This window comes from Pseudomonas putida (assembly GCF_001941965.1).
Taxonomy (GTDB): Bacteria; Pseudomonadota; Gammaproteobacteria; order Pseudomonadales; family Pseudomonadaceae; genus Aquipseudomonas; species Aquipseudomonas putida_L.
Genome location: NZ_MKZO01000036.1, coordinates 260,162 through 283,991 on the forward strand (window position 1 = coordinate 260,162; position 23,830 = coordinate 283,991).

The 23,830-nt window shown below is 64.2% G+C and carries 20 protein-coding genes and 1 riboswitch; of the genes, 11 read left to right on the top strand and 9 right to left on the bottom strand.

Translation table 11 applies throughout. From position 1 onward, the window contains the following. Window positions 1-2: 2 nt before the first annotated feature. Together epd and tkt are read right to left on the bottom strand one after the other, a co-directional pair. The gene (epd, locus tag PSEMO_RS20700; protein ID WP_075804835.1) at window positions 3-1,073 is read right to left on the bottom strand and encodes an erythrose-4-phosphate dehydrogenase; all 1,071 of its coding nucleotides are present in this window, start codon (window positions 1,071-1,073) and stop codon (window positions 3-5) included. 132 nt (window positions 1,074-1,205) lie between these two features. After that, a complete protein-coding gene (tkt, locus tag PSEMO_RS20705) occupies window positions 1,206-3,203 on the bottom strand; it encodes a transketolase (RefSeq protein ID WP_075804836.1) in 1,998 nt (665 codons plus the stop codon). A 260-nt stretch (window positions 3,204-3,463) separates the two neighbouring features. Between tkt and PSEMO_RS20710 the strand changes: the two genes are divergently transcribed. From PSEMO_RS20710 to PSEMO_RS20725, 4 genes are all read left to right on the top strand, one after another. Continuing rightward, window positions 3,464-4,474: an ArsR/SmtB family transcription factor gene (locus tag PSEMO_RS20710; protein ID WP_075804837.1), complete on the top strand. Its 1,011-nt coding sequence runs from the start codon at window positions 3,464-3,466 to the stop codon at window positions 4,472-4,474. 18 nt (window positions 4,475-4,492) lie between these two features. Next, window positions 4,493-5,683, top strand: a complete 1,191-nt coding sequence (gene metK / locus PSEMO_RS20715) for a methionine adenosyltransferase (RefSeq protein WP_009399333.1) — start codon at window positions 4,493-4,495, stop codon at window positions 5,681-5,683. Between the two features lie 152 nt (window positions 5,684-5,835). After that, window positions 5,836-7,509, top strand: coding sequence for an NAD-dependent DNA ligase LigB (ligB, locus tag PSEMO_RS20720; RefSeq protein ID WP_075804838.1), 1,674 nt, complete (start codon window positions 5,836-5,838; stop codon window positions 7,507-7,509). A 56-nt stretch (window positions 7,510-7,565) separates the two neighbouring features. Next, on the top strand, window positions 7,566-7,961 hold the full coding sequence (locus PSEMO_RS20725) for a DUF1090 domain-containing protein (RefSeq protein WP_075804839.1): 396 nt from the start codon (window positions 7,566-7,568) through the stop codon (window positions 7,959-7,961). A 112-nt stretch (window positions 7,962-8,073) separates the two neighbouring features. Here the strand turns inward: PSEMO_RS20725 and PSEMO_RS20730 are convergent, their stop codons facing one another. Further along, the gene (locus PSEMO_RS20730; protein WP_075804986.1) at window positions 8,074-8,523 is read right to left on the bottom strand and encodes a c-type cytochrome; all 450 of its coding nucleotides are present in this window, start codon (window positions 8,521-8,523) and stop codon (window positions 8,074-8,076) included. Window positions 8,524-8,650: 127 nt separating this feature from the next. On the opposite strand from PSEMO_RS20730, the gene mltA reads away from it, so the two are divergent. After that, window positions 8,651-9,808 carry a murein transglycosylase A gene (mltA, locus tag PSEMO_RS20735; RefSeq protein WP_075804840.1) on the top strand — a complete coding sequence of 386 codons (1,158 nt, stop codon included), beginning with the start codon at window positions 8,651-8,653 and terminating at the stop codon, window positions 9,806-9,808. Window positions 9,809-9,904: 96 nt separating this feature from the next. Here mltA and PSEMO_RS20740 read toward each other — a convergent pair whose 3' ends face one another. Both PSEMO_RS20740 and PSEMO_RS20745 read right to left on the bottom strand, forming a co-directional pair. Further along, window positions 9,905-10,288, bottom strand: coding sequence for an MAPEG family protein (locus PSEMO_RS20740; RefSeq protein WP_075804841.1), 384 nt, complete (start codon window positions 10,286-10,288; stop codon window positions 9,905-9,907). A gap of 37 nt (window positions 10,289-10,325) precedes the next feature. Next, window positions 10,326-11,159, bottom strand: coding sequence for an EamA family transporter (locus tag PSEMO_RS20745; protein ID WP_075804842.1), 834 nt, complete (start codon window positions 11,157-11,159; stop codon window positions 10,326-10,328). A 195-nt stretch (window positions 11,160-11,354) separates the two neighbouring features. On the opposite strand from PSEMO_RS20745, the gene PSEMO_RS20750 reads away from it, so the two are divergent. Beyond that, the gene (locus PSEMO_RS20750) at window positions 11,355-12,596 is read left to right on the top strand and encodes a cation:proton antiporter (RefSeq protein ID WP_075804843.1); all 1,242 of its coding nucleotides are present in this window, start codon (window positions 11,355-11,357) and stop codon (window positions 12,594-12,596) included. A 96-nt stretch (window positions 12,597-12,692) separates the two neighbouring features. Here the strand turns inward: PSEMO_RS20750 and PSEMO_RS20755 are convergent, their stop codons facing one another. After that, a complete protein-coding gene (locus PSEMO_RS20755; RefSeq protein WP_075804844.1) occupies window positions 12,693-13,094 on the bottom strand; it encodes an acyl-CoA thioesterase in 402 nt (133 codons plus the stop codon). 221 nt (window positions 13,095-13,315) lie between these two features. Beyond that, window positions 13,316-13,419, top strand: a riboswitch (S-adenosyl-L-homocysteine riboswitch). 21 nt (window positions 13,420-13,440) lie between these two features. On the opposite strand from PSEMO_RS20755, the gene ahcY reads away from it, so the two are divergent. The 4 genes from ahcY (at window position 13,441) to PSEMO_RS20775 (ending at window position 18,744) form a co-directional block, all read left to right on the top strand. Continuing rightward, window positions 13,441-14,850: an adenosylhomocysteinase gene (gene ahcY, locus PSEMO_RS20760; RefSeq protein ID WP_075804845.1), complete on the top strand. Its 1,410-nt coding sequence runs from the start codon at window positions 13,441-13,443 to the stop codon at window positions 14,848-14,850. A 109-nt stretch (window positions 14,851-14,959) separates the two neighbouring features. Beyond that, window positions 14,960-15,805 carry a methylenetetrahydrofolate reductase [NAD(P)H] gene (gene metF / locus PSEMO_RS20765; RefSeq protein WP_075804846.1) on the top strand — a complete coding sequence of 282 codons (846 nt, stop codon included), beginning with the start codon at window positions 14,960-14,962 and terminating at the stop codon, window positions 15,803-15,805. A 70-nt stretch (window positions 15,806-15,875) separates the two neighbouring features. Further along, the gene (locus PSEMO_RS20770; RefSeq protein ID WP_075804847.1) at window positions 15,876-16,661 is read left to right on the top strand and encodes a substrate-binding periplasmic protein; all 786 of its coding nucleotides are present in this window, start codon (window positions 15,876-15,878) and stop codon (window positions 16,659-16,661) included. Window positions 16,662-16,848: 187 nt separating this feature from the next. Then, window positions 16,849-18,744, top strand: a complete 1,896-nt coding sequence (locus tag PSEMO_RS20775; protein WP_178392030.1) for a DEAD/DEAH box helicase — start codon at window positions 16,849-16,851, stop codon at window positions 18,742-18,744. 174 nt (window positions 18,745-18,918) lie between these two features. Here the strand turns inward: PSEMO_RS20775 and PSEMO_RS20780 are convergent, their stop codons facing one another. The 3 genes from PSEMO_RS20780 to PSEMO_RS20790 all read right to left on the bottom strand — a co-directional run bounded on the left by PSEMO_RS20780 (window position 18,919) and on the right by PSEMO_RS20790 (window position 22,147). Then, window positions 18,919-19,497, bottom strand: coding sequence for a YceI family protein (locus PSEMO_RS20780; protein WP_075804848.1), 579 nt, complete (start codon window positions 19,495-19,497; stop codon window positions 18,919-18,921). A 31-nt stretch (window positions 19,498-19,528) separates the two neighbouring features. Next, the gene (locus PSEMO_RS20785) at window positions 19,529-20,080 is read right to left on the bottom strand and encodes a cytochrome b (protein WP_075804849.1); all 552 of its coding nucleotides are present in this window, start codon (window positions 20,078-20,080) and stop codon (window positions 19,529-19,531) included. Between the two features lie 297 nt (window positions 20,081-20,377). Beyond that, window positions 20,378-22,147 (bottom strand): flavin monoamine oxidase family protein, encoded by a 1,770-nt coding sequence (locus PSEMO_RS20790; protein WP_075804850.1) that lies wholly within the window; start codon window positions 22,145-22,147, stop codon window positions 20,378-20,380. Window positions 22,148-22,364: 217 nt separating this feature from the next. On the opposite strand from PSEMO_RS20790, the gene PSEMO_RS20795 reads away from it, so the two are divergent. After that, window positions 22,365-23,771: an adenosylmethionine--8-amino-7-oxononanoate transaminase gene (locus tag PSEMO_RS20795; RefSeq protein WP_075804851.1), complete on the top strand. Its 1,407-nt coding sequence runs from the start codon at window positions 22,365-22,367 to the stop codon at window positions 23,769-23,771. The last annotated feature ends 59 nt before the right edge of the window (window positions 23,772-23,830 follow it).

Here is a 23,830-nt window from a genome sequence, read left to right on the forward strand (position 1 = left end):
CTTCAGGGCTGTTTGCTGGTGGTGCGTTGGCGGTTGTCGACGACGCGCAGAAAATGATCGGCTACGTCGAGCATACGGTTGGCGAACCCCCATTCGTTGTCGAACCAGGCCAGCAGGTTCACCAGACGGGGGCCGGAAACACGGGTCTGACTGGCATCGACGATGGCCGAATGCGGGTCATGGTTGAAATCGCAACTGGCGTGCGGCAGCTCGGTATAGGCCAGCAGCCCCTGCAGCGGCCCGCTCAGGGCGGCCTCGCGCAGCACCTGGTTGACCTCGGCGGCCGTGGTGTCGCGGGTGGTCTGCAGGGTGATGTCCAGGCACGACACGTTCACTGTCGGCACTCGCACGGCTTTGGCCTGGATTCGCCCGACAAGTTCCGGAAGCAGGCGCTCGATGCCGCGGGCAAGCCCGGTGGACACCGGGATCACCGACTGGAAGGCCGAACGCGTGCGGCGCAGGTCTTCGTGGTGGTAGGCGTCGATCACCGGCTGGTCGTTCATCGCCGAGTGGATGGTGGTGATCGACACGTAGTCGATGCCGAACGCCCGATCCAGCACGCGCAGCAGCGGCACGCCGCAGTTGGTGGTGCAGGAGGCGTTGGAGACCAGGGTCTCGCTGCCGTCCAGGCACTCCTGGTTGATGCCGTAGACCACGGTGGCATCGACATCGGCTTCGCTGGCCATCGGTTGCGAGAACAGTACCCGCGGCGCGCCGGCGTCGAGGAAACGCTGGCCATCGGCGCGGGTGTTGTAGGCCCCGGAGCATTCCAGGACCAGATCGACATCCAGCGCCGCCCAGTCGATGCCCTCGGGGGTGGCACTGCGCAAGACTTTCACGCAGTCGCCATTGATATGCAGACAGTCGCCATCGACCTTCACCTCACCGGGGAAACGCCCGTGGGTGGAGTCGAAACGTGTCAGGTATTCGAGGCTGGCCTGGTCGGCCAGATCGTTCAGCGCAACGATCTCGAAGCCCGCCTTCGCCCCCCGCTCGACGAGTGCGCGCAAGACGCAACGGCCGATACGGCCATAACCATTGAGTGCAACTCTGTAGGGACGCGGTTGGGGCATTGGGGACTCACGGACAGATCATGGGTGCAACCCGCGGGATTTGCCCCGCCCCAGTCGCGGGCAAGCCCGGCCCCGCGTGACGGCGGGGTCGGGCTTGGCGCGAACCGGGGCGTGGCGCCACGGATCCTTGTATCAGTCTTCCAGCAGCTCTTCGGCGGTGCCCAGGATGTTCTCCAGGGTGAAGCCGAACTCTTCGAACAGTGCAGCGGCCGGAGCCGATTCACCGTAGGTGGTCATGCCGATCACACGACCTTCCAGGCCAACGTACTTGTACCAGAAGTCGGCATGGGCGGCTTCGATGGCGATACGTGCACCCACCTGCAGCGGCAGGACCGACTGCTTGTAGGCAGCGTCCTGGGCGTCGAACACGCTGGTGCTCGGCATCGAGACGACGCGAACCTTGCGGCCCTGCTCGCTCAGCTTGTCGAACGCCTGCACGGCCAGGCCCACTTCGGAACCGGTGGCGATCAGGATCAGCTCAGGCTCGCCGGCGCAGTCCTTGAGGACATAGCCACCACGGGCGATATCGGCGATCTGCTGGGCGTCGCGGTCCTGGTGCTGCAGGTTCTGGCGCGAGAAGATCAGCGCCGAAGGGCCGTTCTTGCGCTCCAGGGCGTGTTTCCAGGACACCGCCGATTCGACGGCGTCGGCTGGACGCCAGGTGTCCAGGTTCGGCGTGCTGCGCAGGCTGGTCAGCTGTTCGATCGGCTGGTGGGTCGGACCGTCTTCGCCCAGACCGATGGAGTCGTGGGTGTAGACGTGGATCACGCGCTGCTTCATCAGTGCCGACATGCGCACGGCGTTGCGGGCGTATTCCATGAACATCAGGAAGGTCGCGCCGTAAGGCACCAGGCCGCCGTGCAGGGCGACGCCGTTCATGATCGCGGTCATGCCGAACTCGCGCACGCCGTAGAACATGTAGTTGCCGTTGGCGTCTTCGGCGCTGACGCCCTTGCAGCCTTTCCACAGGGTCAGGTTGGAACCGGCCAGGTCGGCGGAGCCGCCCAGCAGTTCAGGCAGCAGCGGGCCGAAGGCGTTCAGGGTGTTCTGGCTGGCTTTACGGCTGGCGATGGTCTCGCCCTTGGCCGCGACTTCGGCGATATAGGCAGCGGCCTTGTCGGCGAAGTCGGCTGGCAGCTCGCCGTTCAGGCGGCGCTTGAGCTCGCCGGCCAGTTCAGGGAAGGCAGCGGCGTAGGCGTCGAAACGCTGGTTCCACTCGGCTTCGGCCTTGGCGCCAGCTTCGCGGGCGTTCCACTCGGCATAGATGTCGGCAGGGATTTCGAACGGACCGTGGTTCCAGTTCAGTTCCTTGCGCGCCAGGGCGATTTCGTCGTTGCCCAGCGGAGCGCCGTGGCAGTCTTCCTTGCCCTGCTTGTTCGGCGAACCGAAACCGATGATGGTCTTGCAGCAGATCAGGGTCGGCTGCTCGCTCTTGCGGGCGGTCTCGATGGCGGTCTTGATCTCGTCGGCATCGTGGCCGTTGACGTTGCGGATCACCTGCCAGTTGTAGGCTTCGAAACGCTTCGGCGTGTCGTCGGTGAACCAGCCTTCGACTTCACCGTCGATGGAGATGCCGTTGTCGTCGTAGAAGGCGATCAGCTTGCCCAGGCCCAGGGTACCGGCCAGGGAAGCGACTTCATGGGAAATGCCTTCCATCATGCAGCCGTCGCCGAGGAACACGTAGGTGTTGTGGTCGACGACCTTGTGGCCTCCACGGTTGAACTGGGCGCCCAGGACTTTTTCCGCGATGGCGAAGCCGACGGCGTTGGCCAGGCCCTGGCCCAGCGGGCCGGTGGTGGTCTCGACGCCCGGGGTGTAGCCGAATTCCGGGTGGCCCGGGGTACGGCTGTGCAGCTGGCGGAAGGCCTTGAGGTCGTCGATCGACAGGTCGTAGCCGGTCAGGTGCAGCAGCGAGTAGATCAGCATCGAGCCGTGACCGTTGGACAGGACGAAACGGTCACGGTCGGCGAAGCTCGGGTTGGCCGGGTTGTGCTTGAGGAAATCACCCCACAGCACTTCGGCGATATCCGCCATGCCCATTGGGGCACCGGGATGGCCGCTGTTGGCTTTTTGCACGGCATCCATGCTCAGTGCACGAATGGCGTTGGCACGCTCACGACGGCTCGGCATCGCTTGTCTCCTGGAAACTGGAAAAGGAACTGACGGAAAAAAAGGCGGCTATTTTCGCCCAGCCATGGCCCGGGGGCAATCACGGATGGTCGAACTGGAACGATTTTCCTGCGATTGCCGGGCGATTCCGGGGTTTGACCGACGAAACAGCCGAAAATGCCTGCGCCGTCGGCGCTTTTCCCTCCGCCCATCGCGCAATATCAAAACTTTTTGATATTGGTCTTGCGGGTGCGGTTTGGCCTGACTAGACTGCCGCCCCTATGAATAGCCCCGCAACCGTTCCCGATCAGCAGCAAAGCGAACGTCTGGCCGCCCTGTGCAAGGCCGGCGGCGATGCCCTGCGCCTGAACGTGTTGCGCGCCCTGGCCAACGACTCCTTCGGCGTGCTGGAGCTGGCGCAGATCTTCGCCATCGGCCAGTCCGGCATGAGCCATCACCTCAAGGTGCTGGCCCAGGCCGAGCTGGTGGCGACCCGTCGCGAAGGCAACGCGATCTTCTACCGCCGCGCCCTGCCCGACGGCCTCAGCCTCGGCGGCAAGCTGCACGCCGCGCTGCTCGAAGAGGTCGATGGCTTGCCGCTGCCGGGCGAGATGCAGGCACGCATTGGCCAGGTCCAGCAGCGCCGCGCGGCCACCCGCCAGGACTTCTTCCTGCGTGTGGAAGAGAAGTTCCGCGCCCAGCAAGACCTGATCGCCGGCCTCGCCCAGTACCGCGAAAGCCTGCTGGCCCTGCTCGACAAGCTGAGCTTCGAGCCCGGCGCCACGGCCCTTGAAGTCGGTCCTGGCGACGGCGAATTCCTGCCGGAACTGGCCCGCCGCTTCGCCCGGGTCACCGCGCTGGACAACAGCCCGACCATGCTCGAGCTGGCGCGCCAGGTCTGCCAGCGCGAACGCCTGGCTAACGTAAACCTGCAATTGGCCGATGCACTCGGTAGCACCGAAGGCCAGAGCACCGAAGGCCAGGCCGATTGCGTCGTGCTGAACATGGTCCTGCACCACTTCAGCGACCCGGCCGCCGCCCTCGGGCAACTGGCCGAACGCGTCAAACCAGGCGGCAGCCTGTTGCTTACCGAGTTATGCAGCCACGACCAGGGGTGGGCCCGCGAAGCCTGCGGCGACCTCTGGCTGGGCTTTGAACAGGACGACCTGCTTCGTTGGGCGTGCGCTGCGGGACTGGCTCCCGGAGACAGCCTCTATGTGGGCCTACGTAATGGTTTCCAGCTCCAGGTTCGCCATTTCCAGCGACCGACTGGCAACACTCACCATCAGTAAATTCAGGAACCCGTCGAGATGAGCGAATACTCCCTTTTCACCTCCGAGTCCGTATCTGAAGGGCATCCGGACAAAATCGCCGACCAGATTTCGGACGCGGTGCTGGACGCCATCATCGCGCAAGACAAATACGCCCGCGTGGCCTGCGAAACCCTGGTCAAGACCGGTGTCGCCATCATCGCCGGCGAAGTCACCACCTCGGCCTGGGTCGACCTGGAAGACATCGTCCGCAACGTCATCACCGACATCGGCTACAACAGCTCCGACGTCGGTTTCGACGGCGCCACCTGCGCGGTGATGAACATCATCGGCAAGCAGTCCGTGGACATCGCCCAGGGCGTTGACCGCAGCAAGCCTGAAGACCAGGGCGCCGGCGACCAGGGCCTGATGTTCGGCTACGCCAGCAACGAGACCGACGTGCTGATGCCAGCACCGATCTGCTTCTCCCACCGCCTGGTCGAACGCCAGGCCGAAGCGCGCAAGTCCGGCCTGCTGCCGTGGCTGCGCCCGGACGCCAAGTCCCAGGTCACCTGCCGCTACGAAGGCGGCAAGGTCGTGGGTATCGACGCGGTCGTGCTGTCGACCCAGCACAACCCTGAGGTCTCGCAAAAAGACCTGCAGGAAGCGGTGATGGAGCTGATCGTCAAGCACACCCTGCCGGCCGAACTGCTGCACAAGGGCACCCAGTTCCACATCAACCCGACCGGCCAGTTCATCATCGGCGGCCCGGTGGGCGACTGCGGCCTGACCGGTCGCAAGATCATCGTCGACAGCTACGGCGGCATGGCCCGTCACGGTGGCGGCGCGTTCTCCGGCAAGGACCCGTCCAAGGTTGACCGTTCGGCCGCCTACGCCGGTCGCTACGTGGCCAAGAACATCGTCGCCGCCGGCCTGGCCGAGCGTTGCGAAATCCAGGTCTCCTACGCCATCGGCGTGGCCCAGCCGACCTCGATCTCGCTGAACACCTTCGGCACCGGCAAGATCTCCGACGAGAAGATCGTCCAGCTGGTGCGCGAGTGCTTCGACCTGCGTCCGTACGCGATCACCACCATGCTCGACTTGCTGCATCCGATGTACCAGGAAACCGCGGCCTACGGTCACTTCGGCCGTACCCCGCAGCAGAAGACCGTCGGCGACGACACCTTCACCACCTTCACCTGGGAACGTACCGACCGCGTTGACGCCCTGCGCGCCGCTGCTGGCCTGTAATACCCGGTAAAGGCTTCAGGAAAGCCCCGGCCAGTGCTCTGGCCGGGGCTTTTTCGTGGCTGCGAAACACCGCCTGACAAAGCTGGGCGAGCCAGTTCGGGGGGGGCCTTCCTAGGCTGTGGCGACCTTTCCGAAGAGCAAGGACGCTCCAGATGTCACGACTCACTGCCCTGCTGTTGTGCTGCTTCACCCCCTTCGTCTTCGCCAGCGACTGCCCCGACTGGTCCGAAGCCACTGCCACCCTGCGCATTGCTGAACTGCAAGCACGCGTTGCCGAGTGGGACCGCCAGTACCACGGCACTGGCCAATCACCGATCAGCGACGAACTGTACGACCAGTACGCGGCTCGCCTGCGCCAACTGCACGAGTGTTTTCCGCAAACCAGCCTTGCCCCGGCCAACCCACTGGCTGCAGCGGCCGGACCGGTCCGTCATCCGGTGCCACACACCGGGCTCGACAAGCTCGCCGACGAACAGGCCGTTGCCGCCTGGCTGCAAGGGCGCACGGACCTGTGGGTCCAGCCCAAGGTCGATGGCGTGGCCGTGACCCTGGTGTACCGCAGCGGCAGGCTGATCCAGCTGACCAGCCGCGGCGACGGCCTTCACGGGCATGACTGGAGCCGGCATATCCCGGCCTTGCCTGCCGGCCTGCGCGAACTCGCCAGCCCGCGCCACCTGACCCTGCAAGGGGAGCTGTTCTGGCGCCAGGACGGCCATGTCCAGGCCCAGGCCGGCAGCCTCAAGCTGCGCAGCCGGGTGGCCGGACTGATGGCGCGCCAGGCGATCGACGCGGCGGAGGCCGACGGCCTGGACCTGTTCATCTGGGCCTGGCCGGATGGCCCGAAGGATCCCCGCCAGCGCTTTGCCTTGCTCACCGCCCTCGGCCTGGCCAATACCGAAAGGTTCAGCCAGCCGGTCGCCGACCTTGCCCAGGTCGCTCACTGGCGCCAGCACTGGTACCGCTCGCCGCTGCCTTTCGCCAGCGACGGCGTGGTCCTGCAACAGAGCCGGCAGCCACCAGCGGCGCGCTGGCAGGTCGGTTCATCGCATTGGAGCGCGGCCTGGAAATACCCCTTTGCCCAGGCCCTGGCGGAGGTGCGCGAGGTGGAGTTCCGTGTCGGGCGGACCGGGCGCATCACCCCGGTAGTCCAGCTCGACCCGGTGCGCCTCGATGATCGCCTGGTCCGCCAGGTCAGCGCCGGCTCGTTGCAGCGCTGGCAGGCGCTGGACGTCCAGCCCGGCGACCAGGTTGTCCTGAGCCTGGCCGGGCTGACCATTCCCCGTCTCGATCGCGTGGCGCAACGCGGGCCACGGCAAAACGTGGTACAGCCGCCTCAGGCGGACAGCTATCACCCGTTGAGCTGCTGGCAGCCGACAGCCGGTTGCGAAGGGCAATTCGTCGAGCGCCTGGAGTGGCTGGCGGGCAAGGGCGGCCTGAACCTGCGCGGCGTCGGCCCCGGAACCTGGCGCAAACTGGTGGAGGACGGGCAACTGAACAGCCTGGTGGACTGGATCATCCTGCAGCCGGAGGACCTGCTGGGGGTCGACGGCATCGCCGGGCGTCGCAGCGGGCAGTTGCACCAGGCCTTCCAGCAAGGCAGGGAAAAGCCCTTCCAGTACTGGGTGCGGGCACTCGGTGTACCCGCCCCCCGCGGACTGGACCTGGGCGCTTCATGGGCCGAACTGGCAGTGCGGGACGCGTCGCAATGGCAGCAGGAGGCGGGTATCGGACCGCTGCGGGCGCAGCAGTTGGTGGCGTTTTTCCAGCATCCGCAGGTCAGAAGCCTTGCCGCCAATCTGGGTGAGGAAGCAATCCAGGGTTTCTAAATCCACAGGATCAGGGCAGCATCACGGGTTCTGCATGCCCGATAACGGAGCTTTTCATGAAATCGATTTCCCCATTGGCCCTGTTCGCCCTCTGCGCCGTAATGGCCGCACCTGTCATGGCCATCGAGGACCAACCGGGCCTGACCGGCTGCGCCGCCAAGCAGCAGAGCATCACTGCCCAGATCGAGCAGGCCCGCCTGCATGGCAATGCTGAACAGCAGGCTGGCCTGGAGCGGGCCCTGAGCGAAGTGCAGGCCCACTGCACCGACGCCGGGCTGCGCAAGGAGCGGGAACAGAAGGTGCTGGATGCCCGCCATGAAGTGGCGCAGCGCAAGAAGGACCTGGACAAGGCCATGAAGAAAGGCGACGCCGAGAAGATCAACAAGCGCAAGGACAAGCTGGCCGAGGCGAACAGGGAGCTTCAGGCGGCTGTTGAAGAATTGGAGAAATAGGCTGGTCTTCAGGGCCCTATCGCTGGCAAGCCAGCTCCCACAGTGACCGCGTGCACCGCCGGACCTGTGGGAGCTGGCTTGCCAGCGATGAGGCCCTCAGAAACAAAAGGAATCAATGGTTCCTGAACTCGGTATGACAGGCTTTGCAAGCCGCCTCCACCTTGTCCATCGGCGCTTGCACCGCCGCAGCCTGCAAAGGCTGGGCCCTGCTCGCCTCGACCAATTCCCCCGTCGCCCCTTCCAACTGTCGCGCCAGCTCCTGGAATCGCGCCTGTTTCTCCCAGACATCCGCCCGCGCGCTGGTATCATCCGTCTCCTTGACCTGTGGGAAATGTTTCCACGGCTCGTGGGACAACGCATCGAGCTTGACCGCCCCTTCCGCGAATTTCTGTCCGTCGAATGCCAGGCGGCCACGCAGCATGCCGCCCATGTCCTCGCTGGTCTTGAGCATCTGTTTGAAAATGGCCTTGCGCTGGCCCAGCGGCGAGTTCGGATCGACACCGCCACAGGCGGTCAGGGTCAGGCAGGCCAGCAGTACGACGGAACAACGTTTGAGCAACATGGTCATTCGGCTCACGGGAAAAAAGGCGGCCAGTATCCTCGCCTGACCGGCAAAGACCAATACCCTCAAGAAAACCAAGGTTGTTCGCCCGCCGTCAGCACCGCGACCAACACCAAGGAAATACTGCATGAAACTGCCCCTGCGCCGCCTCGGCTGGACCCTTTCCCTTTGCGCCCTGCTCGCCGGTTGCAACGGCAGCGCCCCGGAACAGTCCAGGCCGCACCCGATCGCCACCTACACCCACGCCACCTGGAAAGACCTGCCGACCGTCAGCGACAGTGACCTGGTGGCCGGCTTCGAATCCTGGCGCAGCGCCTGCGAGCGGCTCAAGCGCGATCCGGTCTGGGCCGAGACCTGCGCCGCCGCCGCCAACGTGCCGGCGGATGCCCGGCAGATCGGCGAATTCCTCGGCGCCCGGCTGGAGGTCTACAGCCTGCGCAACGCCGACAACAACGCCACTGGTCTGATCACCGGCTACTACGAGCCGGTCTACCCGGGCAGCGTCACCCGCACCGACCAGGCGCATGTGCCGGTCTATGGCATTCCTGACGACCTGATCGTGGTCAACCTCGACAGCATCTACCCGGAACTCAAGGGCAAGCGCCTGCGCGGTCGTCTCGAAGGCCGGGTGCTCAAGCCCTACGACACCGCCGAAGTGATCCAGCGCCAGGGCGTAAAAGCACCGGTAGTGGCCTGGCTGACCGACCCGATGGACCTGCAGTTCCTGCAGATCCAGGGCTCGGGCCGGGTGCAACTGGAGGATGGCCGGCAACTGCGCCTGGGTTATGCCGACCAGAACGGACATCCCTATCGTCCGATCGGGCGCTGGCTGGTGGAGCAGGGTCAGTTGAAGAAGGAAGACGTGACCATGGGCGCCATCCATGCCTGGGCCATGGCCAATCCGGCGCGGGTGCCGGAACTGCTGGCGAGCAACCCGAGCTATGTGTTCTTCGGCGCGCGGCCGGACAGCAACGAAGGGCCGCGTGGGTCGCTGAACGTGCCGCTGACGGCGGGCTACAGCGTGGCGATCGACCGCAAGGTGATTCCGCTGGGCAGCCTGCTGTGGCTGTCCACCACCCGTCCCGATGGCAGCCCGGTGGTGCGGCCGGTGGCGGCGCAGGATACTGGCGGGGCGATTACCGGCGAGGTGCGCGCGGACCTGTTCTGGGGAACGGGTGAAGCGGCGGGCAAGCTGGCCGGGGATATGAAGCAGGCGGGGCAGATCTGGTTGTTGTGGCCGAAGGGGGCGGCGTTGCCTGCGGTTCCTCAGACTGAAGCCAAGTAATAGGTTGCTCTTTAGGGCCCTATCGCTGGCAAGCCAGCTCCCACAGGGTTCGCAGTGCCTGTGGGAGCTGGCTTGCCAGCGATAGGGCCCTAAAGATCACACAGAAGCGATAAAGAACCCCGCAATCAGCCCGATCCCCACGAACCACACCAACGACCTCAGCGCCGCCCAGTCCGCCAGGTAGCAGATGATGAACAGCAACCGGCTGGTGATGAACAACACCGCCAGCACATCCTGGGTCACCTGCTCGGCATTGCCGACGATATCCGCGATCAGCACCGCCGCGATAAACGCCGGGAGAATCTCGAAACTGTTCATCTGCGCCGCATTGGCGCGCTTCGGCAAACCCTCCAGCCCGGCCAGATAGGTACGCGGATCATGGTTGTCGCGCAGATTGAAGCCAGTGGTGAACTTGGCAATGCTCACGCAGACGTAAGGCAGGATCAGGGCGATCAGCACGCACCAGAAAGCGACGGTCATGGGTTCAGGTCCTTGTCAGGGTCGAAAAAAATTAGGGTCAGAGCTTCATCACCAGCATGCCGACCAGCACCAGCGCACAGGCTAAGAGCCTGGGGCCGCCGAAAGGTTCTTTGAGGTAGCGCATGCCCATCAGCACCACGAGGATCACGCTGACCTCGCGCAACGCCGCTGCCTCCGCCACCGAGCCCAGTTGCATGGCCCACAGCACCAGAGCGTAGCTGAGCAAAACGCACACGCCGACCGTCAGCCCGAGCTTCCACTGGGTACGCCAGAACGCCACGAAGGGCGCGCGGCGGGCGACGCCGGCAATCACCGGGAACGGCAGGGAACAGGCCAGGGTCAGCCACACCAGGTAATCCAGTGGCTGGGCCCAGCGGCGGATTGCCTGGCCATCGAGCCAGGTGTAGCAACCGATGCACAGGCCGATCAGCGCCACCACCGGCAACATGCTCCAGGGCAGGCGATCACCACCGCCACCCCGCCACAACAGGCAGGCCATGCCGCAGGGGATCAGGAGAATGCCGATGATCTGCTGGCTGCTCAGGTCCTCGCCGGCAAACACCAGGGTCAGGGCCAGCACCACCAGCGGCGACAAACCGCGCATCAGCGGGTAGACCAGGCCGAGGTCGCCGACCTTGTAGGCCTGGATCAGCAGGAAGCGATAGACCAGTTCGAAAAACGCCGACGCCAGCAACCAGGGCCAGATTTCAGCAGGCGGAGGCTGCACGAACCCCACCATGACCAGAGCGAACAGCAACGCCACGCTGTCCATGCTGGCGATCATCAGCAGGCGCTCGCCGCTGAACTTGACCAGGGTGTTCCAGGTTGCATGCAACAGTGCCGCGACAAGCACCAGGGAGGTCGCTACCACGTCTCGATTCCTTCGCCTTCCACGGACCGGGTCCGCTCACCAGAGGGCGGAGTTTCAACCACCCGAAACAAAACAGCCAGCGCGCTGTCGATCGCGGCATTGAAAAAAACTGTGTCTTGAGGCAATCAAAAAGCCATCAAACATTGTGCCCGTCGTGAGCGGGCACCGACATTGGAAGCTGTTACAGGAATCAGGATGCTCGAATTAGTTGCCGCGTTTATCTGCCTCACCACCCTCCTCACCTACGTGAACTACCGCTTCATCGGCCTGCCCCCGGCCATCGGCGTGATGGTCACCGCCCTGCTGTTCTCCCTGATGCTCCAGGGCTTGAGCCTGATCGGCTTCCCCGGCCTGGAAGAGCGGGTCGAAGGCCTGATGAACCAGATCGATTTCAATGACCTGCTGATGCACTGGATGCTGTCGTTCCTGCTGTTCGCCGGCGCCCTGCACGTCAACCTCACCGACCTGCGCAGCTACCGCTGGCCGATCGGCCTGCTGGCCACCCTTGGCGTGCTGATCGCCACCGTGGTGATCGGCTTCCTGGCCCACTGGGTCTTTGCCATGTTCGGCTGGAACGTCAGCCTGATCTACTGCCTGCTGTTCGGCGCGCTCATCTCGCCGACCGACCCGATCGCGGTGCTCGGCGCCCTGCGTACCGCCAATGCCTCGAAACCGCTGAAGACCACCATCGTTGGCGAGTCGCTGTTCAACGACGGCACGGCGGTGGTGGTGTTCACCGTATTGCTCGGCATCATCCAGCTCGGCGAGACCCCGAGCGTGTCCGACACCGCCCTCCTGTTCGCTCGCGAGGCGGTCGGCGGCGTGGTCTTCGGCGCGGTGATCGGCTATGCCACCTACCGCATGATCAAGAGCATCGAGCAGTACCAGGTGGAAGTGATGCTGACCCTGGCCCTGGTCATCGGTGGCTCGGCGATGTGCTACGAACTACACGTGTCGGCACCGATCGCCATGGTGGTGGCCGGCCTGATCATCGGTAATCTGGGGCGCAACCTGGCGATGAACGACATGACCCGGCGCTACATGGACGGTTTCTGGGAACTGATCGACGACATGCTCAACGCCCTGCTGTTCGCTCTGATCGGCCTGGAGCTGTTACTGCTGCCGTTCAACTGGTTGCACCTGGCGGCGGGTGGCGTGCTGGCGGTGGCGGTGCTGGCGTCGCGGCTGCTGACCGTGGCCCCGGCGATCGTCCTGTTGCGGCGCTGGCGCAGCGTGCCGAAAGGCACCATCCGGGTACTGACCTGGGGTGGTTTGCGCGGGGGTGTTTCGGTGGCCCTGGCGCTGTCGCTGCCGGTGGGTGAAGAGCGCGACCTGTTGCTGTCGATCACCTACATCGTGGTGCTGTCGTCGATCCTGGTGCAGGGGTTGACGGTGGGTCGGGTTGTGAAGGGTGTCAGTGAGCAGCCTGCAACCTGATAGACCGCTATCGCTGGCAAGCCAGCTCCCACAGGGTCCGAGTCGCTGCAAAACCCTGTGGGAGCTGGCTTGCCAGCGATGAGGCCCTCAAGTCAGTCACTCAACGGCGCTGTCCGGAAACTGATCCTGGATGTACTTGATCTCGGTCCGCCCATGAGCCGCCGGCAAACCATCCTCACCCAGGTTGACGAAGACCATCTTGTCCACGGTCAGGATTGCCTTGCGGGTGATCTTGTTGCGCACTTCGCAGCTGAGGGTGATGGACGTGCGCCCGAACTCGGTGGCAGTGATGCCCAGCTCGATGATGTCGCCCTGGCGCGAGGCACTGACGAAGTTGATCTCGGAAATGTACTTGGTCACCACACGCTGGTTGCCCAGCTGGACGATCGCGTAGATCGCCGCCTCCTCGTCGATCCAGCGCAGCAGGCTGCCACCGAACAAGGTGCCGTTGGGGTTGAGGTCTTCGGGTTTTACCCACTTGCGGGTATGGAAATTCATGCGTGCTCCTGGAACGGCCTGGCGTGTCAAGAATGGGCCCTGGCGGCCCTGCCTTTACATCCTAGCCCTATTTGCCAGCACCTTGACCATGAGCTTTGTAGGCCCATTGCCCCGTCACCGGTCGCGCACGCCGTTTTTGTCCTTGGGCCGACACAAAAGCCCGGCTATAATCCCCGCGTTTTTACCCGGCGAGGGTCCACTGCGGCCGTCGCTTCCGCCACCCGACCGAGGGGCGCTGCAGCAGGTTCGATCCTGTCAGGCTCGGTCGGGGCGTTGTCCGCAGGCAGCCTTGCGGACTCTCAACGCACAACGGCGCCCATTCGCACACTACGAATGGAGGCTCTCAATGAGCGCTGTAAACACGCCTGCAGGTTTTAACGACTACAAGGTCGCCGACATCTCCCTGGCCGCCTGGGGCCGTCGCGAAACCATCATCGCCGAGTCGGAAATGCCTGCGCTGATGGGCCTGCGCCGTAAGTACCAGGAAGAGCAGCCTCTGAAGGGCGCGAAAATCCTCGGCTGCATCCACATGACCATCCAGACCGCCGTGCTGATCGAAACCCTGGTTGCCCTGGGTGCCGAAGTGCGCTGGTCGTCCTGCAACATCTTCTCCACCCAGGACCAGGCCGCTGCCGCCATCGCCGCCGCCGGCATTCCTGTGTTCGCCTGGAAAGGTGAAACCGAGGAAGAGTACGAGTGGTGCATCGAGCAGACCATCCTCAAGGACGGTCAGCCATGGGACGCCAACATGATCCTCGACGACGGCGGCGACCTGACCGAGATCCTGCACAAGAAATACCCGGCGATGCTGGACAAGATCCACGGCGTCACCGAAGAGACCACCACCGGCGTGCACCGCCTGCTGGACATGCTGGCCAAGGGCGAGCTGAAGATCCCGGCGATCAACGTCAACGACTCGGTCACCAAGAGCAAGAACGACAACAAGTACGGCTGCCGTCACAGCCTGAACGACGCCATCAAGCGCGGCACCGACCACCTGCTGTCGGGCAAGCAGGCCCTGGTGATCGGCTACGGTGACGTGGGCAAGGGCTCGGCCCAGTCCCTGCGCCAGGAAGGCATGATCGTCAAGGTCACCGAAGTCGACCCGATCTGCGCCATGCAGGCCTGCATGGACGGTTTCGAAGTGGTCTCGCCGTTCAAGGACGGTATCAACGACGGTACCGAAGCCAGCATCGACGCCGCCCTGCTGGGCAAGATCGACCTGATCGTGACCACCACCGGCAACGTCAACGTCTGTGACGCGAACATGCTCAAAGCGCTGAAAAAACGCGCCGTGGTCTGCAACATCGGTCACTTCGACAACGAAATCGACACCGCCTTCATGCGCAAGAACTGGGCATGGGAAGAGGTCAAGCCGCAGGTCCACAAGATCCACCGTACCGGTGCCGGTGACTTCGATCCGCAGAACGACGATTACCTGATCCTGCTGGCCGAAGGCCGCCTGGTGAACCTGGGCAACGCCACCGGTCACCCGAGCCGGATCATGGACGGCTCCTTCGCCAACCAGGTACTGGCGCAGATCTTCCTGTTCGCCCAGAAGTTCGCCGACCTGAGCGCCGAGAAGAAAGCCGAGCGCCTGACCGTCGAAGTCCTGCCGAAGAAACTCGACGAAGAAGTGGCCCTGGAAATGGTTCGCGGCTTCGGCGGCGTGATCACCCAGCTGACCCCGAAACAGGCCGAGTACATCGGCGTGACCGTCGAAGGTCCGTTCAAGCCTCACGCCTACCGCTACTAACAGCAGCTGCAAGCGGCCAGTAGCAAGGTTCAAGCAGAAGCGGTTCGCGCCGCTCCTGCTTTTTTCTTGCCGCTTGCCGCTTGAGGCTTGCGGCTGAAAGGAACGTCAAATGACTCAGGAACGCCGTTACAGCTTCGAGTTCTTCCCGACCAAGACCGACGCTGGACATGAAAAACTGCTCGCCACCGCTCGCACGCTGGCCAGCTACAACCCGGATTTCTTCTCCTGCACCTACGGGGCCGGCGGTTCGACCCGTGACCGCACCCTGAACACCGTGCTGCAGCTGGAAAGCGAAGTGAAGGTCCCGGCTGCGCCGCACCTGTCCTGCGTCGGCGACAGCAAGGAAGACCTGCGCGCCCTGCTGGCCCAGTACAAGGCCGCCGGCATCAAGCGCATCGTCGCCCTGCGCGGTGACCTGCCCTCCGGCATGGGCATGGCCAGCGGCGAGCTGCGCTACGCCAACGAGCTTGTGGAATTCATCCGCGCCGAAACCGCCGACCAGTTCCATATCGAAATTGCCGCCTACCCGGAGATGCATCCGCAGGCGCACAACTTCGAGGACGACCTGGCGAACTTCGTGCGCAAGGCCAAGGCCGGCGCCGACAGCGCCATCACCCAGTACTTCTTCAACGCCGAAAGCTACTTCTACTTCGTCGAACGCGTGCAGAAGCTGGGGGTGAAGATCCCGGTGGTCCCGGGGATCATGCCGATCACCAACTACAGCAAGCTGGCGCGCTTCTCCGACGCCTGTGGCGCCGAGATCCCGCGCTGGATCCGCAAGCAACTGGAAGCCTACGGCGACGACGCCAAGAGCATCCAGGCGTTTGGCGAAGAGGTCATCACTCGCATGTGCGAACAACTGCTGCAAGGCGGCGCACCGGGCCTGCACTTCTACACCCTGAACCAGGCCGAACCTAGCCTGGCGATCTGGAACAACCTCAAGCTGCCTCGTTGATCCAGATGGCGATGGTGTCCATGCGTTGTGGCACCATCGCCTTCTTTTTGCCCCTCCGGCCTGTCCGCCAATGCCCAGATTCGCCTACCTGCTGACCGCCCTGCTGTTGAGCTGCATGAGCCTGCTGGCCCGTGCGGAACAGTTGCGCATCGTCAGCGACCCCTGGGCGCCCTATGTCTATGAGGAAAACGGCGAGGCCAAGGGCATCGATTACGAAGTCACCGCCGAGGTGTTCAAGCGCCTGGGAGTGGACGTGCGCTGGGAGTTCATGCCGTGGAAGCGCTGCATGCTGATGGTCGACCAGGGCCTGGCCGACGGCGTGATCGACATTTTCCAGAACGCAGCACGCAGCAGCCAGCTGTATTACCCCAGCGAGCCGCTGTCGGTGGTGGAGTTCGTGCTGTTCCAGGCCAATGACCGGCCCCACGACGTTGAGTCGCTGGAGGACCTGAAGGACCTGACCGTCGGCACCTCCGCCGGTTACGACTATGGCGCCGGCTTCCTGCAATCGCCGCTGTTCCGCCGCGAGGCGGCGCCGACTCAGGAAGCCAACTTCGGCAAGCTGCTGCGCGGGCGCATCGACCTGCTCATCACCGACCGCCGGGTTGGCCGCTACATGCTCGACCAGCTGGGCCTGCAGGACCGCATCAGCGAGCTGCCGCTGGTGGTCAGCCGGCAGAAACAGTACCTGGCGGTGCGCCGCAACGCCGGCATGGACCTTCTGGCCCAGCGTTTCGCCGCCGAACTGCGGCGTTTCAAGCAGGAACCGGCCTACGCCGAGCTGCAGGCGCGCTATGGCCATGTAATAACGACGAATACAGAAGCCGTTGAGCAGCAGGAACGCAGCACTCCCTGATTGCTCTGTTATACTCGGGCCTTTCCGCCAGGCTTACGCCCGGACGCTGGCCCCTGAACAACGCATCCCGACCTTCGAATGCACAGGCAGACCAGCAGGACCGGACGCGACAGCATCGCCCCCGATGCCCTTCGCGCCAGGCACGATCATCCCATCGGGCACAGCCCTTACTAGAACAGGATTTCTCATGTCCTTTGCTTCCCTCGGTCTCTCCGAGGCTCTAGTCCGCGCTATCGAGGCTGCGGGCTACACCCAGCCGACTCCGGTGCAACAGCGGGCGATTCCCGCCGTGTTGCAAGGACGCGACCTGATGGTCGCGGCACAGACAGGTACTGGCAAGACCGGCGGTTTCGCCCTGCCGATCCTCGAGCGCCTGTTCCCGGGTGGTCACCCGGACAAGTCGCAGCGTCACGGCCCGCGCCAGCCGCGCGTACTGGTCCTGACCCCGACCCGCGAACTGGCTGCCCAGGTCCACGACAGCTTCAAGATCTACGCCCGTGACCTGAAATTCGTCAGCGCCTGCATCTTCGGCGGCGTCGGCATGAACCCGCAGGTCCAGGCCATGTCCCGTGGTGTCGACGTGCTCGTCGCCTGCCCGGGTCGCCTGCTGGACCTGGCCGGCCAGGGCAGCGTCGACCTCAGCCACGTCGAGATCCTGGTGCTGGACGAAGCCGACCGCATGCTCGACATGGGCTTCATCCACGATGTGAAGAAGGTCCTCGCCCGCCTCCCGGCCAAGCGCCAGAACCTGCTGTTCTCGGCGACCTTCTCGAAAGACATCACCGACCTCGCCGACAAGCTGCTGCACAACCCCGAACGCATCGAAGTCACCCCGCCGAACACCACGGTGGAGCGTATCGAGCAGCGCGTGTTCCGCCTCCCGGCCAGCCACAAGCGCGCCCTGCTGGCGCACCTGATCACCGCTGGCGCCTGGGAACAGGTGCTGGTCTTCACCCGCACCAAGCACGGCGCCAACCGCCTGGCCGAGTACCTGGAAAAGCACGGCCTGACCGCCGCCGCGATCCACGGCAACAAGAGCCAGAACGCCCGCACCAAGGCCCTGGCCGACTTCAAGTCGGGCGCCGTGCGGATCATGGTCGCCACCGATATCGCTGCCCGCGGCCTGGATATCGACCAACTGCCGCACGTGGTCAACTTCGAGCTGCCGAACGTCGAGGAAGACTACGTCCATCGTATCGGCCGTACCGGTCGTGCGGGCCGCTCCGGCGAGGCCATCTCGCTGGTCGCGCCGGATGAAGAAAAACTGCTCAAGAGCATCGAGCGCGTCACTCGCCAGAAGATCCCGGATGGCGACCTGATGGGCTTCGACATCTCCGCCGTCGAGGCCGAGAAGCCGGAAGTGCGCGAGCCACGCCCGCAGAACAACCAGCGCCGTGGCCAGCGCGCCGACGGCAGCAATGCCGGCGGCCGCAAGGACAAAGGCAAGGACAAGGGCAAAGAGAAAGACAGCAACAAGGACGCCAGGCCGGCGGGTGAGAAGCCTGCCGAGAAGTCCGCTGGCGGCCGCCAGGAACAGCGCAAGCCACGGGATCGCAAGCCGCGCCAGCAGCAGAACGCCCAGCAGGGCGCACCGGCTGCTCCGGCCAATCGTGATCCGGAAGAGTTCCTGGATGACGACGTGGACAACTTCGGCAACCGCGCCGACTACGTCAGCCCTTACCAGAACAAGGGCGGCCAGGGTCGCAATCGTCGTCCGGGCACCCAGGCCGGTGCCGGCAACGGTGGTGGCCAGGCCCGTGGTGGTCAGCCGCGCAGCAATGGCGGTGGTTCGGGTCAGCCGCGCAACAACAATGGCGGCGGTGCCAATGGCGAGAAGCGTGGTGGTGCGCGTAACGGTGGCGGCCAGGCGCGTCGCGATGGCAGCAACAACCGCCGTCCGGCCCGTGACGATCGTCAGGAACCGGCCGTGCGCAGCCCGCGTGAAGGCCAGCCACAGCAGAACCAGCCGAAAATCATGCACAAGGAATCGAAGATCGATCGTTTCCCGTCCATGGAACAGCTGGAGCAACTGCCGAGCCGTCCTCGGGGTGAGAAGCCTGCGTTGCTGACCCGCAATCGCTGAGTTTTTTATTGCCTGTCCTGGCCTCATCGCTGGCAAGCCAGCTCCCACAGGTTCAGCGGTGCACCCGATTCCTGTGGGAGCTGGCTTGCCAGCGATGAGGCCCTGAAGAACACAGCAAGACCCCAAACAAAAACGCCGCCCCTGAGGGCGGCGTTTTTGTTGGCGAGGCAGAAATTACTTCTGCTTCACACCTTCGACCGAGATATCCAGGTCCAGGGTCTGGGAGGACGGGCCTGGGCCTTTGATGCCGAAGTCGTTCAGGTTCAGGGTGGTGGTGGCGTTGAAGCCGGCACGCTCGCCGCCCCATGGATCCTTGCCTTCACCGTTGAAGGTGGCCTTGAAGGTGACCGGCTTGGTCACGCCGTGCAGGGTCAGGTCGCCGGTGACGTCAGCAGTCTTCTCGCCGGTGGATTTCACTGCGGTGGAGACGAACTTGGCGTCCGGGTATTTCTTCACGTCGAGGAAGTCGGCGCTGGCGATGTGCTTGTCACGCTCGGCGTGGTTCGACCAGACGCTGGCGGTCTTCAGGTCGACGCTGATCTTGCTCGCTTCAGGCTTGGCGGCATCCCAGGAGAAGGAACCGTCGAAGTCCTTGAAGGTACCGTGGATGAAGCTGTAGCCCAGGTGGCTGATCTTCCAGTCGACGAATGCGTGCTGGCCTTCCTTGTCGATCTTGTAGTCGGCGGCCATTGCCTGGCCAGCCGAGAGCAGAGCGGTACCCAGTGCCAGAGCGGCAAAAGTCTTTTTCAACATTCTTTCGATTCCTTTGAGTGGAGGTTGAACATCAAGCCTTGCGGCCCAGCATGCGCGTCAGGGTCGCATCACGGTCGATAAAGTGGTGTTTCACAGCGGCCAGCCCGTGCAGGACGGCGAACACCACCAGTCCCCAGGCCAGATAGAGATGAATCACGCCAGCGATATCAGCCTGATCGGGCAGGCCGGAAACCAGTGCTGGCACTTCGAACAGACCGAATACCGGGATTCCCGCGCCATCGGCGGTGGAAATCAGGTAGCCGGCGATCAAAACGGCGAACAGGCCGACATACAGCAGCAGGTGCCCAAGCTTGGCGGCCACGCGGGTCAGCGTGCCGTGGTTGGCCGGTGCCGGTGGCGGCGGGCTGACGAAACGCCAGACCACCCGCAGCAGCATCAGCGCCAGCACGGTCAGGCCGATGCCCTTGTGCAGTTCCGGCGCGGTGTGGCGCCAGGTGCTGTAGTAATCCAGACCGACCATCCAGAGCCCCAGCCCGAACAGCCCGAACACTGCCAGGGCAATGCCCCAATGCAGGAACATGCTGATCAGGCCATAGCGAGAAGATGAATTGCGAAGCTGCATTTGCCGGGATCCCCGTAAGAATTGCTGCCAAGACTAACCGGTTATTTATCGATAGGAAGCGGAAAATTTCGCTATTAACTATCGGAAAAATAGATGCTTAGTCTGAGCAAGAGGCGTTAAGGAAACATTAAGGCCGGGGGGAAGACTGTAGACGGGGTTTTGGAGGATTGCGAAGGGCTTTGGAAATGAGGTGTTGCAGAGGGCCTCATCGCTGGCAAGCCAGCTCCCACAGGTACTGCACAAGTCTTGAGGCCTGTGCTGAACCTGTGGGAGCTGGCTTGCCAGCGATTGCGGCAGTCAGCCTGCCTTGGCCTTAGTGTCAGCCGCCGGTTTCTTGGCCGGCGCTGCTTTCGCTTCAGTCTTCTTGGCTGGCGCATGAGTAGCAGCAGGCTTCTTCGGAGCCGGCTTGGTCTCAGCCTTCTTCACCGGCGCCGGTTTGGCCGCCGGAGCAACCTTGACCGGCTCTTCCTTCACCACCGGAGCCGGAGCAACGGGAGCCGCCGGGGCCGGGGCTGGAGCAACAGGCGCCACCGCCGTTTCCGCCGCTTTGGCCGTTTCCGCAGCAGGCTTCTCATCCCCACCACCGAACAGCCGCGAGAAGAACCCGCCCTTCTCTTCCTTGCCCTTGCCCGCCGCCGCTACCGCAGCACCCGCCGCCGCAGCCGCCACGACCGGCTTGGCATCGAACGACTTGCCCGCCGCCAGGTCCTGCACCTGCCCCGCCGCGCGCTGGCCGCTGCGCAGCGCGCCTTCCAGGGTGCCGGGATACAGGGCGTCGGTGTGCTCGCCGGCAAAGGCGATGCGCTGCACCGGCGTCTCCCACAGGCGCCAGTACTTGCTGATCTGGCCGGGGCCGTAGGCCAGGTAGGAACCGCCGGTACCGGCATCGGTGCTGTAGCGGCGAATCTCGTAGCCGCTGAACGAGCCTCGCGCCTGTGGATAGAAGGCATGCAGGCGGATCAGTACCTGGTCGACCATCTGCTTGTCACCGAACGCCTGCATCACCCGGGCGTTGTCGCCGGACAGGTTGATCACCACGTTGGCGCCACCCTTGAGCGCCGGTTCGATCCACAGCATGCCGAGGCCGGCGTTGCTGTAGATCTCGCCGGACATGCGCGCGCGGCTTTCCCAGACCGGGGTCTTGAACTTCAGCATCAACTGGTCGCGCCAGCCGTAGTTGGTGCCCTTGAGGGCCGCAAGGTGCTTGTCGTCCAGGCCCGGGGTCAGCTGGATCTTCGCCAGCGCACGCAGCGGCACGGCCAGTACCAGGTAGTCGGCCTGGTAGCCAACGCCACCGACCTTGACGGTCACGCCGTCCTTGTCCTGGCTGATGGCGGTGACCGGCGAACTGGTCTTGATGGTTTTCAGTTGCTTGACGAAGGCCTGGGCCAGTACCGGGCTGCCGCCGGGCAGACGGGCGGCGCGCAGGTCACGGTCATTGACGCCACGGTAGACGCGGCTCTGCTGGGCGAAATACAACAGCGACAGGCGCGACGGCTCGTCATAGCGGGTACGGATCTGCTGGTTGACCAGTTGCCGCGCGGTGGCCGGCAGTTGCAGCTTGTCCAGCCAGGCGGAAACGGTGATCTGGTCGAGGGCGAACAGGGTGCTGGTCGCCTTCGGGTTTTCCGGGTCGCTGACGGACGCGGCGAGGTCATCGAGGGTTTTCTCGTAGCGTTTCAGCGCCTCGGCGGTGGCCGGCTGCTTGGTCGCCAGGTCGGCGGCGCTGAAATATTCGCCGTCGATCAGGTAGCTCGGGGTCCGCACGAACTCCGGCGCCGGCAGGGTGGTGAGCTTGAAGTTGTCCAGGTACTTGTTCAGTACCGGCTGCACCTTGCTGTTGCCGATCCACTCGCTGGTGGCCAGGCCCGAGCGCCCGCCGATGCCGGGCTTGGCCTCCAGCAGGGTGACCTGCCAGCCCTTGTTCTGCAGCTCATAGGCCGCCGTGAGCCCCGCCAGTCCGCCGCCGACCACGATGGCCGTGGGGGTCTTGGTCGCCGCCATCGCCCCCGCGCTGAACAACCCGATAAACACCAGCGCGCAGCCGCGCAGCCAACCAGCAGACATTCGTCGAACTCCGGATTTCAAGGCAGAAAAAAACGGGGAAGAATCCCCGCTGAACATGACGCCGAAGAATACGTCACGCCACGTAGGCCCGCCAGCAGCAGGGGCCGAACTGTCTTGCTGCGAAACGGCAGAAAACCTAAACCGACATTGTCCTGATCCCATCCTTTGCTTAGGCTTGTCCGGGTTTCCCACCCCGCGACGCCAGGAGTACAAGCCGATGGGCCTCAATCAACAGTGGATGGACCGCGACCTCAAGGTCCTGTGGCATCCCTGCACCCAGATGAAAGACCACGAGCAGCTGCCGCTGATCCCGATCAAGCGCGGCGAAGGCGTGTGGCTGGAGGACTTCGAGGGCAACCGCTACCTGGATGCGGTGAGCTCCTGGTGGGTGAACGTGTTCGGCCACGCCAATCCGCGGATCAACCAGCGCATCAAGGACCAGGTTGACCAACTGGAACACGTGATCCTTGCCGGTTTCAGCCACCAGCCGGTGATCGAGCTGTCCGAACGCCTGGTGAAGATCACTCCGGATGGCCTGAACCGGGTGTTCTACGCCGATAACGGTTCGTCGTGCATCGAAGTGGCGCTGAAGATGAGCTTCCACTACTGGCTGAACAAGGGCCGCCCGGAGAAGAAGCGCTTCGTCACCCTGAGCAACAGCTACCACGGCGAGACCATCGCGGCGATGTCGGTGGGCGATGTGCCGCTGTTCACCGAGACCTACAAGGCGCTGCTGCTGGACACCCTCAAGGTGCCGAGCCCGGACTGCTACCTGCGCCCCGAGGGCGTGAGCTGGGAAGAACACTCGCGGACAATGTTCGCGGCCATGGAACAAACCCTGGCGGAACACCACGAAAGCATCGCTGCGGTGATCGTCGAGCCGCTGATCCAGGGCGCCGGCGGCATGCGCATGTATCACCCGGTGTACCTCAAGCTGCTGCGCGAGGCCTGCGACCGCTATGAGGTGCACCTGATCCACGACGAGATCGCCGTGGGCTTCGGCCGTACCGGGACCATGTTCGCCTGCGAGCAGGCCGGCATCCGTCCGGACTTCCTGTGCCTGTCCAAGGCCCTGACCGGCGGTTACCTGCCCCTGGCCGCCTGCCTGACCACCGACGAGGTGTACGGCGCCTTCTACGACGATTACCCGACCCTGCGCGCCTTCCTGCACTCCCACAGCTACACCGGCAACCCGCTGGCCTGTGCGGCGGCGCTGGCGACCCTGGATATCTTCGAGCAGGACAACGTGATCGAGGCCAACAAGGCTCTGAGCCAGCGCATGGCGACGGCCACGGCCCACCTGGTGGATCACCCGCATGTGGCCGAGGTACGGCAGACCGGGATGGCCCTGGCCATCGAGATGGTCCAGGACAAGGCGAGCAAGACCGCGTACCCGTGGCAGGAGCGCCGTGGCCTGAAGGTCTTCGAGCATGCCCTGACCCGCGGTGCGCTGTTGCGTCCGCTGGGCAGTGTGGTGTATTTCCTGCCGCCCTATGTGATTACCCCGGAGCAGATCGATTTCCTCGCGGAAGTGGCCAGCGAGGGGATTGATATCGCGACCCGGGACAAGGTCAGTGTGGCGGTGCCGGCGGATTTCCATCCGGATTTCCGGGATCCGGGCTGACAGTCCTGTATTGACCTTGAGGGCCCTATCGCTGGCAAGCCAGCTCCCACAGGTATCGC